Below are 15,256 nucleotides of genomic sequence, written 5' to 3'. Positions count from 1 at the left end.
GGTCACGAACCCGGCCTGGCGAACAGCGTCACCTCGACACGCCGGTTGCGCGCGCGGCCGGCGGGCGAGTCGTTGGGCGCGACGGGATCGGCGTCGCCCTGGCCTTCGGCCTTCAGGCGCGCGGCCGGCACCTTCGCCGCGAGCAGGTCGCGCACGTTCGCCGCGCGCTCCTGCGACAACTCCCAGTTCGACGGATAGCGCGCCGAGCGAATCGGCCGGTCGTCGGTGTGGCCGGTGACGAGCACGTTGCCCGGCACCGCGCCGAGCGCCGCCGCGATGCGCTGGATCAGCGGCTTCGTCTGCGCCGATACCTGCGCGCTGCCCGGACTGAAGACGTTGTCGCCATGCAGCGTGATGACGGAGCGATCGACGCGGTCATCGACATTGACGAGGCCATCGCGGATGTCCTGCGCGAGGAATTCGGCGAGACGCGGCTTCGCCGCCTGCGTGACGACGAGCGGCCGCTGCGCGCCCGCCCGGATCGACGCAAGCGTGGCGAACGCCGGATCGGAAAGGCGGCCAAGCTGGAAGCTCATCGCGAGATAGGCGGCCGCGAGCAGCAGCAGGGCGAGCGCGCCGGCGACCCACACGGGCAGCACGTCCGTCGCGCGCCGCCGCGCGGCGGGCACGCCTTCCCAGTGCGGCGACAGCGCGCGCTCCGGCTCGCCGCGCTCCTTGCGGATCAGTTGATGCACCCGCACGCGGATCGCGTCGAGCGTCTGCCTGCCTTGCGCCGCCACGCGATAGCGCCCCTCGAAGCCGAGGGCGAGCACGATGTTCGACAATTCCAGCAAATGCAGATGCACCGCGGGCTTTTGTGCGAGGCCCGCGAGCAACTGGAACACTTTCTCGCCGCCCCACGCTTCGTTGTGAAACGTCACCAGCAGGCTTTGCCGCGCCCACACGCCCGCGCCCCACGGCGTGCCCGACGCGGCTTCGTCGAGCATCGTGCAGATCATGTAGCGCGCCGCCGTCACCTGCTCGGCGGGGACGCCCGCCGCACGGGCCTCCGCCTCGAAGCGGCGCACGCCGGCGGCAAGCGAATCGCGAAGCGCGGCGGGGTCGGCGCACGCGCTCATCGCCCGGATGCGCGGCGCGAGTTGCAGCAGCGGCGAACACGCGGCGACCAGCGGATTGACCGCGCCGCCGCGAACGAACGCGGCATCGAAGGCGCGCGGGTCGGCGTCGGATGCTAACGTGCCGTCGGTCCCGCCGCTTGCACGCGATTCGCTCGCGCCCGGAACGCGCCGCCGCGCGCCCGGGTTCGGCTTGATCATCGTCTGGTCGGATTCGAATCCGGCGAACGGATCGTCGTGGTTCGTCATGTCATCGATGCTCAGTGTCGGATGGCCCAGAACTCGAGCTGCAGCGCCGGAAACTCGCCCGCGATGTACATCGCCAGATTGCCGGTCTGCTCCAGCTCCTTCCACAGCTCGCCGCCGCGATCCAGTTCGAAGTACGAAAAGCCCGCGTGAAACGGAATCTGGCGCGGCGCGACCGGCATCGCGCGCAGCCCGATGCCCGGCAGCGCGAGATTGACGAGATCGCGCAGCTTCTCGGCAGGCGCGACTTTCACCTGAGTCGGGAAGCGCGTGCGCAACGCCTCGCCGGGCATCTGCGCGTTCGCGGCCAGCACGAAGCCAGCCGTTCGCACGAGTTCGAGGTCGTTGATCATCGCGACGCGCACGCCGGGCTTGCGGCTTTGCAATTCGATCGCGACCGCATCCGGCTCCCGCACTTGCGCGAGCAGTTGCCGCACGTCGCGCATGACCGGCTCGAACGACGTGGCGATATCGTCATGCCGATACGGCGGATACGCGGGCACGCGACGCCGCTCGTCGAAGGCGGCGAGATCGCCGGCGAACGCGAGCGTCGTCTGATAAAGGCGCTCGGGATGCAGCAGCGGCGAGTGCAGCAGATGCGCGTACTGCGGCTCGAAGCGGTTGAGCGTTTGCAGCAGCAAGAAATCCGCGATCTCCGCGACGCCTCCGCGCCCCGGATTCGCCAGCCGGCTCGCGAGCCGGTCCGCATGCTGATGCGCGAGCCCGGCGAGTTCCTGTGCATAGCCGAGCAGACGCGGGTCGGCGAGCGCGTGGAGCATCGGCGGGATATAGGCGGGGTCGAGCAGCACGCGATTGTCCGCGCGCCGCTCCAGCACGCGCGCCAGGCCGATGGTCGCGAAGGCGTCGGTGGCGTCGCGCCCGAGCATCAGCCGCAGGTTCGGCGCGCCGACGCGAATCTGCGCGACGCGATCCGTGCTCGTCGTGATGTCGGCGACGGACGTGTCGCTCGTGCGATAGCGCAGCGCATCGGCGCGGCCATCGGCGATGCCGTCGGAGTCGAACTCCTTGGCTCCGGCGCGCACGAGGGGCAGCGCGAGCAGCACGAGCTCATCGCGCGTGCCGGGCGGAATGTCGAGCGGCGGCGGCGCGGGCGCATCGTCGGGAAACGAAAACGCCGCGCCGTCGGGCAGCACGCCGAACGCCGACGACAGCGCGATCTTGCCGAGCCCGAGCGCGATGTCGTCGATCTTCACGTCAGCCCAGCCCCACGACCAGGCTTCCGTCGCCCGTGCATGGGAACGCACGAGATGCTCGATGAAGCGGTCGTGTTGCTGAAAGTGCTGCGGTTCGAGGAACAGGCCCTCGGACCAGATCATGCGTTGGTGCCAGGTCATGGTGGCTCGAAGTTTCACGCGTTGCCTTGCGTCCGGCGCTTTCACTGCGCCGGACGCTCCGGTCAAAGAACGATTGAGCGGAACGATTTTGGAAGCCGCCGCCAGCGCGCCTGGCGCTGCGGCGCTGTCACTTCGCGGGCTTCTTCTTGCCCGACGGCGGCGGCGGCGCGGGCTGCGCGGCGATAGTCACGTCGGCGGCATCGACGCGCACGTTCATCACCGTCGTCTGGTTCGGAGGCACCGGCTCGGTCACGCGCCAGCGCGATCGTTCGATATCCCGATACGCCGCCACGACCGCCACGAACTTCGTGCCCGGCTGCACGGTTTGCTCGACGCTGCGGCTGTCGCCGGGACGCAGCAGGAATTCGTTCTTCGCGTTGAGATCGCCGCCGAGCGTCGCCTGATCCTTGCCGTAGAGCGTGAAGAAGTCGGCGCTGTCGAACGCGGCGGTCGTCTTGAGTTCGTACACGCGCACGACGACGGGCGATGGCCGCCCCGTGCGATCGGGATTCGCGGTATCGAGCGCGTTCACGGTGATCCGCACGATGGTCGGTGCGGGTGGCGGAGGCGGCGCGGACTTGCACGCGGCGAGCGCCAGCGCGCACAGCGGCACGGCGAGAAAACGCACGCGGTTCATGTCTGACCCGGTAGGTGACTAGCGACACAGCAGCAGACGAACCATGCCGCCGCGTTTTTTAAATCGGCTGCGGTGTTTCGTCTAATCGTGGCACCGCGCCGGCAGCGCGCCGGCGGTGAGTGCAGAGCGACGGTCATCGAGGAGCGCATTCGTGAAACCGACTCAACGGATGGCGCCGGCCCTTGCCGGGGACGGTATGCGCGTGGCCGCCGGCGACGCGGCAAGGCGGGTCGTCGCGGCGATGGCGCTGCTGGGCGCGCTCGGCGTCGCACCGCCCGCCGATGCGCAGGCGGCGCGCGACGAAGCTCCCACGCCCGCCGCGCGTCAGGCCGAAGCCCGCGTGCGCGACGCCGAGACCATCGCGACGCTGTCGCAGGAAGGACGGCTGCTGCTCTCACGCGATCAGGTGAAGCTCGACGGCTACGCGTACTGCAGCATGTCGGTGGCGGCGGCGGAGCGCGGCGATTTTCGCGAGAGCATCGAGGCGGCCTCGCGCGCGCTCGTCGTCGCGGGGCAGACGGACAACGCCAATCTCGCCGCGCTCTCGCGCCGCGATCTGGCCATCGCCTATAGCTATGCCGGCGATCTTCCCGATGCGGAACGCTACGCGAAGGAAGCCATCGCGGCGGGCGCGGGCAATCCGCAGCAAGTGCTCGCGCCGTCGCACAAAGTCCTCGGCGATATCGCGGCGCGGCGTGGCGATCCGGCGGGCGCGCTCGGCGAGTACCAGGCGGCGCTCGCGGCGGCGTCGCCGCCTTATCGCCCGATGGTGCTGCTGTCGATCACGAACGCGCAGATCGCAACCGGCGACGCCGCTGGCGCGCGCGCGACCTTCGAGCAGACGGCGGGCGTCGACGACAGCCTGCTCGCGCCGTTGAGAAAGCGCATCGAAGGCAATCTGTTGCTCGCCGAAAACAAGCCGCAAGCCGCGCTCGACGCCTTCGCCGCGAGCGCCGCGAAAGGCGGCTCCGACGCGAGCTACGACAAGCTCTGGGCGCAGGAAGGGATGGGCCGCGCGTATCTCGCGCTCGGCGACCGCCGCAAGGCGCGGGACGCGTGGCTCGCCGCGCTTGACGAATCGGAATCGATCCGGGCGCGTTTTCGCAGCGACGAGTTCAAGACCGGTCTCTTCTCCGATACCCAGACGGTGTTCGAGGAAGCGATCGCGCTCGTCGTGGAAGACGGCGACTACGCGCAAGCATGGACGCTGTCCGAGAAAAGCCGCAGCCGCGCGCTGCTCGATGTCGTGCGCAACCGGCTCGCCGCGAACGTCGACGAGACGCAACTCAACGGCCGCGCGCTTTCGCTCGACGACGTGCGCGCTGCGCTGAAGCCCGGCGAGGCGATCGTCGAATTTCACGGCCTCACCGACCGGATGATCGCGTGGGTCGTGCGCCCCGATGGCATCCAGGGATTCACGCTGCCGATCGCACGCAAGGACATGGCGCTCGCCGTCAACGACTTTCGCAGCGCGATCGTGCGCGGGCGTCCGCGGGCGCTGACGTATGGCGCGAAGCTCGATGCACTTCTGATCGCGCCGCTCGGTCTGCGTCCCGGCGAGCGGCTCATTATCGTGCCGAACGGGGCGCTGCACTACATGCCGTTCCAGGCGCTGCGCAATGCGAACGGATTCCTGATTCAGCGCCACGCGCTCGCGCTCGCGCCATCGGCGAGCATCGCGGTGCAACTCGTGCGGCGGCCGCAGCGCATCGCGAGCGATCTCGTCGCGTTCGGCAATCCGCGTATCGCACCGGAGTTCGATCTGCCGGGCGCGGAAGCCGAAGTCCGCGCGATCAGTCCGCTGTTCGCCAAACGCGAAGCCTTCCTGCAGGGCGATGTCACCCGCAAGACCTTCAGCGACAACGCGCCGGCGGGCCGCATCGTGCATGTGGCGACGCACGCGCAAGCCGACACCATCGATCCGCTGCACTCGCGCGTGCTGCTCGCGCCCGCGACGCAGCCCGCCGACGGCCCAGACCCGATGCTCGCGCAGGACATCTACAACCTGAAGTTCGATTCGGTCGCGCTCGTCACCTTGTCCGCGTGCGAGACGGCGCTCGGGCGCATCGAGCGCGGCGACGAAATCATGGGCTTCACGCGCGCGTTCTTCTATGCGGGCGCATCGGCGCTGCTGGTGTCGATGTGGCCCGTCGCCGATGAATCGACCGCGCTCACCATGCGAACGTTTTACGGCTCGCTCACGAAAGGCGCGGAGGCCGTCGACGCAATGCGCGACGCGCAGCTCGCCGTGCTCGCCAACAGCAAGTTCGCCCATCCGTTTTACTGGGCGCCTTTCGACCTGATAGGCAACTGGCGGCTGACGGTCGCGCGGTGAAGTTGTGCCACGGCCCGATTCGTTTCGATAACGACGCAGCAGTGAACGATGCCATGAAATCCTTCGCTATCCGTATCAACAAGCGCCCGTGCGGGATCGTGCGCGCAGCCGGCGCGAGCCTCGCGTGTGCGGGCGCGCTGGGTGCGCTCGGCGCGCCGGACGCACGGGCGCAGCAGGTTCCGCTTCCCGGCACGCAGCAGACCCCGAGCGCGGGGACGCTGCTCAACCAGCAGCCGCGTCCGTCGACAGCCGCGCCGCCGCCCGGTGACGCCAATGCGCTGCCTGCGCCGCCCGTCGCCGCGCCCGCCGCGCCGGAAGGCACGAAGTTCACGTTGAAAAGCATCCGTTTCGCGGGCAACGAGGCCGTGCCGTCCGACGTGCTGCTCGCGCTGGTGGCCGGCAGCATCGGCCAGCAAGTGTCGATGAACGATCTCAACGCGATCGCCGCACGGATCGCGCAGGCGTATCGCGAGCGCGGCTATCCGCTCGCGCAAGTCGTGATTCCGCCGCAGGACGTGACGAGCGGCGAGCTGACCTTTACCGTGCTCGAAGGCAAGATTGGCCGCGTGAGGCTGACGGTCGCGCCGGGCGCGCCGATCAGGGAATCGATGGTGCGCGCGCGGCTCGCCGCCATCCAGCCCGGCAAGCCGCTCAGGCAGGCGGAACTCGAACGCACGATGCTGCTGCTGTCGGACCTGCCCGGCATCCGCGTGAGTTCGGCGCTGGAGACGGGCAGCGCGCCCGGCACCGTCGATCTGAACGTGACCGTCGAGCCCGTGCGCCGATGGAACTTCGCGGTCGCCGTCGACGACTACGGCGCCGCGCCCGCCGGCCGCTGGCGGCTCGGCGCAGTCGGGCGGCTCGCGTCGCCGTTCGGCATCGGCGACAACCTCGACATCAATCTGCTCGCGGCGGAGCGCGCCGATACCGTCTACGGGCGCATCGGCTACGACGCGCCGGTCAACGCGTACGGCACGCGTGCGGGCATCGCGTATTCGCATCTTTACTACTACCTCGGCAAGAATTTCTCGGCGCTCGACGCCCACGGCGATGCCGATGTCGTGACCGCGTCGATCTCGCATCCGCTGATCCGCTCGCGCAGCCAGAACCTGTTGTTGCGCGGCGCGCTGGAGTATCGCTCGCTGACGGACAAGATCGGCAGCGTGAGCTTCGAGAATCCGCAAAAGCTGTATGTCGCGAGCGTCGGGCTGTCGTACGAAAGCCGCGACAGCTTCCTCGGCGGCGGCTTCAACAGCGCGGACGTGCAGCTTTCGTTCGCGCACCTGAACATCGATTCGGCCCTTGCCGAGCAGATCGACCAGGGGCCGTTCGGACGCCACACGCAGGGCAATAGCGTGCGCCTGACGATGCAGGCGAACCGCCTCAACGCGATCACCCAGAAGACGAGCGTCTTCCTCGGCGTGTCGGGGCAATGGGCCAACCAGAACCTCGACAGTTCGTCGCGCATCACGCTCGGCGGGCCACGCGCGGTGCGGGCATATTCGCCGTCTGAGGCGGTCGTCGACGAGGGCTTGATCGGCACGGCCCAGCTTCGCTATGCGGTGATTCCGTCGCTGACGCTGTCCGCATTCTTCGATATCGGCGTCGGACGATACAACGCACGCTCGATTCCGGGGCAAGGCGCGAACACGGTGACGCGCAGCGGCGCGGGCATCGGCGCGTTCTGGACCGGGCCGTACGGCATCACGGTGGACGGCAGCATCGCGTGGCGGACGACCGGCCCCGACACGACCGGCGACGACAAGCTGCCGCGCGTGTACGTGCAGGTTTCCAAGTCGTTTTAGGCCGGTCCACATGGAAACGGCGATGCGAATCTTGGAAACCGGCGGCAGTGCAAACCTCGCCTCGCGCCGTCTAGCTATCCGGAACAAACGACGCGCGACACCGCGATGCAGACGATCTAGCGCGCCCGCCAACCTCGAATTCGACGTGGACGTTGCCGCTACGCACGGCATTTCATGCGGCAACGCATGGCCGTTTCATCCGTGAACAGACCCTAGGAGCGCGCAATGAACGACATCACTTGTCTCCGGGCCCGCAGGCATCGCCGGGAATGGGAGCGCGCGGTCAGGCGGCTGGCGAAGCGCGCCGCGCGCTGCGCCGGACTCGACGTGCGGGCGTCGGCGCTGCTGCCGCTGCTCGTGCTGGTGGCCGCGCCCGGCGCGTTCGCGCTGCCCGTTGGCGAAAACGTCGTCGCCGGCAGTGTCGCGGTCAACCGGCCGAACCCGCACGCAATGACGATCACGCAAGGCTCGCAAAAAGGCATCGTGAACTGGAACGGCTTCTCGATTCAGGGCAACGAGCGTGTCGATATTTCGCAGCCGTCGGCGCAGGCGGTGCTGCTCAATCGCGTCGTCGGCAACGACCCCAGCCGCATCGCCGGGCAGCTCAATGCCAACGGGCAGGTGTTCCTCGTCAACCCGGCGGGCGTGGTGTTCGCACGCGGCGCGTCGATCAACGTGGGATCGCTCGTTGCGTCGACGCTCGGCATCTCGAACGACGCGTTCCTCGCCGGCAAATACCACTTCGCGCAGCAAGGCTCGAGTGCAGGCAAGGTGACGAACGAAGCGACGATCAACGCAGCGCCGGGCGGCGCGGTGGCGCTGCTCGGCGCGCAGGTCGACAACAGCGGCCGCGTCAGCGCGACGCTCGGCAAGATCGCGCTCGGCGCGGGCAGCGACATCACGCTCGACTTCGCGGGCGACGGTCTCACGATGCTGAAGGTGAACGACAAGGTGGCGAACGCGCTCGTTCAAAACTCGGGCGTGCTCGAGGCAGACGGCGGGCAGATCGTGATGTCGGTGCGCGCCGCCGACGAAGCCGCCGCGAGCGTGCTGAACCAGACGGGCACGGTGCGCGCGAGAAGCATCGAGGCGCGCAATGGACGCATCGTGCTCGATGGCGGGACGTCGGGCATGACCGGCATCGCCGGCACTATCGACGCCAGCGCGCCGGATAGCGGAGCGGGCGGGCGTATCGACGTGACGGGGCATCACGTCGCGGTGAACGATGGCGCGCGCATCGACGCGAGCGGCGCGGCGGGCGGCGGGCGCGTGCGCGTGGGCGGCGGCGCGGCGGGCAAGGAGACGGATATCCGCAACGCCGATGCGCTGTGGATGAGCCCGAATGCGCACGTGCTGGCCGATGCGCTCGTCGCCGGCGACGGCGGCAACATCGTCATGTACGGGACCGAGGCGGCGCGCGTCTACGGAACGTTGTCGGCGCGAGGCGGTGCGCAACGCGGGAACGGCGGGCTCGTGGAAACGTCCGGAAAGTATCTCGACACGGACAGCGCGCGAATTCACCTCGGCGCACCGATGGGCCACGGCGGGCAATGGCTGCTCGATCCCGCGAACATCGAGATCGTGACCACCGCGCCGTCGACGCTCAGTGCGCCGCAGTCCAGCGTGGATGCCGGGACGAACACCGTAACCTTCACGCCGGGCACCGGCAACAGCTACGTGCTCGCGAATACCGTCAGCAACCAGTTGAGCGAGGGCGTCTCGGTGACGGTCTCGACCACCGCCACCGACCCGACGCCCGGCAACGGCGACATCACGATGAACCGTGGCGTCGTCATCACGAAGGCGGGACCGACGCCCGTGCCCGACGCAACGCTCACGCTGAGCGCGGCCGGGTCGATCATCGTGTCGGGGCAGATCGGCGGCGATGCGGGGCAAGCGTCGCCCGCGGGACGCCTGAACGTGGTGCTCGACGCCAATCAAAGCAGGGCGGCGGACGGCGCGAACCGGGTCGTGCTGTCCGGCGCGTCGATCAGCACCAACGGCGGTTTCGTGACAATCGGCGTGCCAGCCGCGCTCGCGAGCACGCCCGCCGCCGCGACTGCTTTCGATGGCGCGGCCATCGGCTTGTCCGGCGCGAGCATCAATACGACCGTGCAGACCGCATCGCCGGGAACGGAGACCGGCTCCATCACCATTAACGGTCGCGGCGCGCTGACCGTCCCGATTCCGCCCGACGGCTCGGGCCAGACGCCGACGCAATTCCCAACCAACACGCCGCTCGCCGCCGTCAACATGATCGATTCGACGCTCGCGACCTCCGTCGGCGCGATCTCGATCACCGGCGAAAGCGGCAACGCGCCGCCGCTCGCGCTGGGCGGCGTGCGGATCATGGACAACACCGCCATCAGTTCCGGCAGCGGCAATATCGGCATTCGGGGCGTCGCGCAGACCGTGCCGGCTTCGTCGCCGAGTTTGTCGACGGGCGTATCGGCTGTGGGCGTCGCGCTTATTCCGACGTCGGGCAGCACCGTAGCGCCAAGCGTGCTGGCAGGCTCGGGCAATATCAGTATCGACGGCACCGCGCCCAACGTGCAGGCGTCGACATCGGTCAATGGCGCGGGCGTGCGTCTCGAACGCGCGACGATCAGCACCGCGAGCGGCGATGTATCGGTCACGGGCCGCGCGCCCGCGTATCCGGCGAACGTGAATGCCGGGACGAGTTTCGTCGACGGCGTCGAAGTGGTCAGCGCGAATCTCGCGGCGGGCGGGCGCATGCTCGTGCAAGGCACGGTGCAGCCCGCGCCAGGCGTGCCTGCCGGCGTGCCGGGAACGGGCGTTTCAGTCACCGGCGGCGCAAGTGCATCGACGACGATCACCTCGGCCAACGCGGACATACGCATCTACGGCGGCGGCAACGCGCTGCCGGGCGTGTCGTTGCAAGGCGGGCCCGGCGGCGGCAACGTGCGGCAGGTCGATGTCCGCGCGGCCAACGGCGATATCGACATTCGCGGCTACACGACGAATCAGCCCGACGACGGCGTGTTCTTTCCCGGCGTGCAAATAAACAATGCGTCCGTGACTGCGCAGGGCAACGGCCATTTGCTGTCGATCACCGGGCAGACGCCCAGCGTCTCGCCGGCCATCGCGCTCAACGACGCGGTCGTCTCGGCGGGACGCGACCCGGACGCGTATGAAATCTCCGACACCGGCGGCACGCTCGTGTTGCGCGCGACGAGCGGCGCGGGCGTGCCCATCACGATCACGACGGTGTCGACCGCTGCGTCATCGTCGCTATTCGCGCCGGGCGGCAACCTCGTGTTCGTGCCGGGCGGACTCGCGCCGGACACGTTCGACCTCGTCGCCCGGAACGACACGCCGATCAGCGTCGGCGGCGCGGGCAACGGTTTCACGGTCACGCAGCCCGTGCTTGGCCAGATTTCGCCGAATGTCTCGAACGTGATCGTCGGATCGTCGACGCATACCGGGCCGATCACGCTCAACGTCAACGCGCCGACGACGGGTGCAGAGGCGCTGACGCTCGCGAACGGCGGCAACGGCAGTCAGGGGATCGCGCTGCCGGCCGGCTTCTCCGGCGATACGCTGACCTTGCAGTCAGCCGGCACGGTGACGGAAAACGGCGCGGGCATCCAGGCATCGACGCTGAACCTGGTCGGGCCGGGCGTCTTCGAACTGGCGACCGCGCCCAACAGCGTCGGCTCGGTCAGCTTCTCCGGCACGCGCGATGTCAGGCTCACGAGCGCGGGGAACATCAGCATCGCCGATCCGGGCGGTTACACGTTCGATGGCGCGACGGCGCGCGTCGTGCCGCCGGGCGGCGCCGGCGCGACGCTGGCGGGCAGTGTCGATCTGCGCACGACCGATGGCGGCGAAAGCGGCCCGGGCGACATCTTCGTGCCGGTGCCGATCGTCGAAACCGCAAGCGGGGCTTCCACGCTCGCCTTCCATTCGAGCGATGTGCTGAACCTGCAAAACGACATCACGTCGACGGGCGGGCCGCTCGACATCGTCGCCGATGCGCGCAACGCGATCATCGCGCTCGGCAATGCGGGCGAAGGCGGGGAGTATCGCATCCGCTTCGCGACCAGCGGCGGCAACGTCACGATGGGCACGCTCGACGGCGGCGCGGCCGGTTTCGACGGCGCGACGTTGCAAATCCGGTCCACGGACATCGACACGCGCGGCGGCGCGGGCGGCGGCAATGTCACGCTGCATGGCGTCGCGCCGCAGCAGGTTTCGCTCGGCGATGGCGGCGGATCGTTCCCGGCCTTCGGCACGCCTTACGGCGTCGACCTGAACGACGCGACGGTTTCATCGGGCACGGGAACCATCGAGGTGCAAGGCCAGAGCCTGAATCCCGCAGGGAACGCGGGCGGCGGCGTGATCCTTCGCAATGCGGGCAACCCGGCCAGCGTGACGCCCGGCCCGACGCGGCTCGTCTCGCTGGCGGCCGACTCCGCGAGCGGCGGCGCGATACGCATCTACGGCACCGGCAGCGGCGCGGGCAACCACGGCGTCGCCGTGCTCGACGGCGCATCGATCGAAGCGCCGAACGGGACCGTCGACGTGCGCGGCGCAACGACCGGCGCGGCCGCCGATGGCTATGGCGCGCTGCTGTGGTCGGGATCCATCGCGGCGGCGAACGTGCGCGTCGCTGGCTCGACCAGTACGGACACGCCGGGCATCGGCATTGGCGGGGTGAGCCTCCCGCCGAACGCGCAACTCGCCGCGCCGGGATTTGCGATCAATGCAGGCACGGGCGGCGCCGTGATCCTTCGTCCGGCGAACAACGGCACGGACAGCAGTCTCGCCGTGCGCAGCGGACCGGCGTCCATCGCCGCGCCGGGCGGCACGGTCGCTATCGCGCCGGGCTCGGTCGATCCGTCGAGCTTCGCCGTGATCGCGCAGGTCAGCATCCCGATCACGCTCTTCGGCACGAGCGCGACACCGGGGCTCTCGATCGACGCCGCGAGCTATCAGGCGTTCTCGCCCGCGATTTCGACGCTCGTGCTCGGATCGTCGACGCAGAGCGGGCGCATCACGGTGCAAGGCGCGTGCGCGGGCGGCACGGGCTGCGTGCCGCGTCCCGCCGTCGCGACGAATCTCACGCTGCAAAACACGGGCGCGGGAAGCAGGGGCATCGACCTTCCGTCCGGCATTGCATTGCCCGGGAAGACGCTCGCGCTCCTTTCCTCCGGCCCTGTCACCGATCCGGGCGGCATTCAAGCGCAGACGTTGCTGCTCGGCGGCGGCAGCGGCGACTTTCAGCTCGTCGATGCGGGCAACGACGTCGGCCTGCTCGCGCTCGCCGGGGCGCACGATGTCCAGGTCTCCAACCCGCACGGATTCGTCATCGGCACGGCGAGCGCGAACGGCTTCGATGGCGCGGCGGGCAGCGTCGCCGCGATCGGCGCACAGCAGCCTAACGTGACGCGCAACCTGACCGCCATCGCCGATACGGGCGCGATCGCGCTCGGCACGCCCGGCGCGCCTTCGCAACTGAGCGCGGGCGGCGACATCGACCTCGTGATGCAACAGGGCGTATTCCAGAACGATGCGGGCGGCACGCTGGCAGCGGGCAACGCGTGGCGCATATGGGCCGCGACGCGCAATGGCGAGAACCGCAACGGCATCGACCCGGGCGGCGCGCTGCCGAACTTTTACGGCTGCGTCTACGGCGGCATCTGCACTTGGAACGGCCAGCTATCGCAAAACGTCGTCCCGGCGACCGGCAATCACTTCGTGTATGCCGATCGGCCAACAGTGACCGTCACGATCGGCGATCAGGCGCGCATCGAAGGCACGCCGAACGGTCCCTTCACGTTCGACGTGAACGGCCTGCTCGGTGGCGATTCGCGCGGCTCGAGCCTTGCCGGCGGCGTGCACGGCTCGCCCGCGACGCCCAATTCTCCGGCGGGCAAGTATCCGATCGACGGCGCGTTTTCGTCGCCAGTGGGCTACGAGGTCGTCGTGCAGCCGGGCACGCTCACCGTCACGCCGATGCAGCTTCAGGGCGCCGTGTTCAATCGCAGCGGCCTGCAGCCGCTTTTCACGGCGCAGGAGCAGACCTTCGTCTACGAGAGCAATCTGGGCGGCATCAATATTTGCGTCGGCACCAACGAGCCGATCCTCGCGTTGCAGCAAGCCGAGAGCGAAGCGGACACGCTCGCGGCGGAATGGAAGCGCGTGCGCTCGCGGCCGAATCTCAACAACTGCCTCGTCGTGAACGGGCAGCACGGTTGCGGCGAATTCTGAGCGGGGCCGCGATGATCGACATCGAACCGCTGCTCGCGCCGACCGAATCGATGCCGCCCGCGGGCATCGATCTGGAATACGACGCGGCTTTTCTCGCCTTCGAAGCCCTGGCGCGCGAAGGCCCCGCGCGCCAGTTCGACGCGCCCGCCGAGCCGCCGCCGTGGACCGACGTGCTCGAACAGGCGCAGGCGCTGCTCGCGCGTTCCAAGGACGTGCGGGTGGCCGTAGCGTGGACGCGGGCCGCGTCGCATGTGCAGGGTCTTGGCGGCTTTCTCGCGGGCATGCGCCTGCTGACCGGCTTGCTAGAACGCTACTGGGACGGCCTGTACCCGCAGCTCGATCCCGACGATGACAACGATGCCGCGCTGCGCATCAACGCGCTTGCCCCGCTCGCGGACGCCTACACGCCGTTTGCGGAAGCCGAGACGCTGCTGCACGATCTGCGCGAATGCGAAGTCTGCCGCGTGCATGGCGAGCGGCTGACCGTGCGCGACATGCTCGTCGCGCAGGGCAGGCTCGCGCCGCAGGAAGGCGCGGCTGCGGCGAGCCTGTCGCGCGTCGAAGGCATGCTGGCGGACGCAATTGCGCAGAATCCCGCGATGCTCGCCGATGCGCTCGACTTAGCCCAGGCCGTGCAGGCGCTCGCCGACTGCATCGCGCAGAAGCTCGGCGCCGAGCGCGCCCCGTCGATGACCGCGCTGACGATGGCCGCGCGCCAGATCGCCGCGCAGTTCCGCGCCGTCGCACCGGTGGATGCGCATGACGAACCCGCCGTGACGATTGCGCAGTCTTCGCCCGTGCCGGCGATGCATCGCGGTGTCGCGAGCCCCGGCGAAATCGCCACGCGCGAGCAGGCCATCGCGGCGCTCGACGCCGTGTGCGCGTTCCTCGAACGCACCGAGCCGACGAGTCCCGCGCCGCTTCTGATTCGCCGCGCGCGCGGGCTCATCGGCAAGGACTTTCTCGCGGTGATGCAGGACCTTGCGCCCGACGGCCTCGCGCAGATTCACCTCATCGCCGGAACGAAGCCGCAGTGACGCGTTGAAACGGCACGCGCGCCGTTCGTCTTTCCAACGTCAGAGAGAAGGAGAGCGCGATGAGCGGACGAGATTTCCTCCAGCCTGCGCCGATGCACGTCATCGATGGCGTGCGCATCGGGGCGCTGATCGGCTTTAGCGGCGACGGCGCGCGCCCGCTCGTCGTCTATCCCGGCCAGCCCGGCGGCGCGGCGTTGCCCGCGCGCACGATTCCCGATGTGCGCGGCGCGCATATCGGCGGCGAGGTGCTCCTGATGTTCGATGGCGGCGATCCCGAGCGGCCGGTCATCATCGGCTGCCTGCAGGAAGACCGCGCGTGGCCGCTCGACGAAGCGCCCGCGCAGGTCGAAGCCGATGCCGACGGCGAGCGGCTCGTCGTGAACGCGAAGGAGGAGATCGTGCTGCGATGCGGGCAGGCGAGCATCACGCTGACGAAGGCCGGCAAGGTGCTGATACGCGGCACGTATGTGTCGAGCCGGTCGTCGGGCGTGAACCGCATCAAGGGCGGATCGGTGCAGCTCAATTGACCGG

At 69.2% G+C, this 15,256-nt stretch carries 8 protein-coding genes; 5 read left to right on the top strand and 3 right to left on the bottom strand.

The genetic code is table 11. The annotated features are described in order from the left end of the window. Window positions 1-2: 2 nt before the first annotated feature. The 3 genes from LDZ21_RS19710 to tssJ form a co-directional block, all read right to left on the bottom strand. Complete coding sequence (locus LDZ21_RS19710) at window positions 3-1,325, bottom strand: DotU family type VI secretion system protein (RefSeq protein WP_244796385.1); 1,323 nt, start codon at window positions 1,323-1,325, stop codon at window positions 3-5. An 11-nt stretch (window positions 1,326-1,336) separates the two neighbouring features. After that, window positions 1,337-2,677: a type VI secretion system baseplate subunit TssK gene (gene tssK, locus LDZ21_RS19705; RefSeq protein ID WP_244796384.1), complete on the bottom strand. Its 1,341-nt coding sequence runs from the start codon at window positions 2,675-2,677 to the stop codon at window positions 1,337-1,339. Between the two features lie 127 nt (window positions 2,678-2,804). Beyond that, window positions 2,805-3,314, bottom strand: a complete 510-nt coding sequence (gene tssJ / locus LDZ21_RS19700; protein ID WP_244796383.1) for a type VI secretion system lipoprotein TssJ — start codon at window positions 3,312-3,314, stop codon at window positions 2,805-2,807. Between the two features lie 151 nt (window positions 3,315-3,465). Between tssJ and LDZ21_RS19695 the strand changes: the two genes are divergently transcribed. The 5 genes from LDZ21_RS19695 to LDZ21_RS19675 all read left to right on the top strand — a co-directional run bounded on the left by LDZ21_RS19695 (window position 3,466) and on the right by LDZ21_RS19675 (window position 15,252). Further along, window positions 3,466-5,649 carry a CHAT domain-containing protein gene (locus LDZ21_RS19695; RefSeq protein WP_244796382.1) on the top strand — a complete coding sequence of 728 codons (2,184 nt, stop codon included), beginning with the start codon at window positions 3,466-3,468 and terminating at the stop codon, window positions 5,647-5,649. Window positions 5,650-5,702: 53 nt separating this feature from the next. Continuing rightward, complete coding sequence (locus tag LDZ21_RS19690) at window positions 5,703-7,454, top strand: ShlB/FhaC/HecB family hemolysin secretion/activation protein (RefSeq protein WP_244796381.1); 1,752 nt, start codon at window positions 5,703-5,705, stop codon at window positions 7,452-7,454. 225 nt (window positions 7,455-7,679) lie between these two features. Further along, the gene (locus LDZ21_RS19685; protein WP_244796380.1) at window positions 7,680-13,688 is read left to right on the top strand and encodes a two-partner secretion domain-containing protein; all 6,009 of its coding nucleotides are present in this window, start codon (window positions 7,680-7,682) and stop codon (window positions 13,686-13,688) included. Window positions 13,689-13,699: 11 nt separating this feature from the next. Then, on the top strand, window positions 13,700-14,725 hold the full coding sequence (gene tssA / locus LDZ21_RS19680) for a type VI secretion system protein TssA (RefSeq protein WP_244796379.1): 1,026 nt from the start codon (window positions 13,700-13,702) through the stop codon (window positions 14,723-14,725). 59 nt (window positions 14,726-14,784) lie between these two features. Further along, a complete protein-coding gene (locus tag LDZ21_RS19675) occupies window positions 14,785-15,252 on the top strand; it encodes a DUF6484 domain-containing protein (protein WP_244796378.1) in 468 nt (155 codons plus the stop codon). Window positions 15,253-15,256: the final 4 nt, after the last annotated feature.

Origin of the sequence: Caballeronia grimmiae, assembly GCF_022879615.1 — a bacterium.
Lineage (GTDB): Bacteria > Pseudomonadota > Gammaproteobacteria > Burkholderiales > Burkholderiaceae > Caballeronia > Caballeronia grimmiae.
Note: the sequence above shows the minus strand (reverse complement) of the source record. Positions and strands in the feature narration are given on the sequence as shown.

Coding starts and splice junctions, on each gene's coding strand:
- LDZ21_RS19710 (WP_244796385.1), bottom strand. CDS start 1,325: ATGACGAACCACGACGATCCGTTCGCCGGATTCGAATCCGACCAGACG.
- tssK (WP_244796384.1), bottom strand. CDS start 2,677: ATGACCTGGCACCAACGCATGATCTGGTCCGAGGGCCTGTTCCTCGAA.
- tssJ (WP_244796383.1), bottom strand. CDS start 3,314: ATGAACCGCGTGCGTTTTCTCGCCGTGCCGCTGTGCGCGCTGGCGCTC.
- LDZ21_RS19690 (WP_244796381.1), top strand. CDS start 5,703: ATGAAATCCTTCGCTATCCGTATCAACAAGCGCCCGTGCGGGATCGTG.
- LDZ21_RS19685 (WP_244796380.1), top strand. CDS start 7,680: ATGAACGACATCACTTGTCTCCGGGCCCGCAGGCATCGCCGGGAATGG.
- tssA (WP_244796379.1), top strand. CDS start 13,700: ATGATCGACATCGAACCGCTGCTCGCGCCGACCGAATCGATGCCGCCC.
- LDZ21_RS19675 (WP_244796378.1), top strand. CDS start 14,785: ATGAGCGGACGAGATTTCCTCCAGCCTGCGCCGATGCACGTCATCGAT.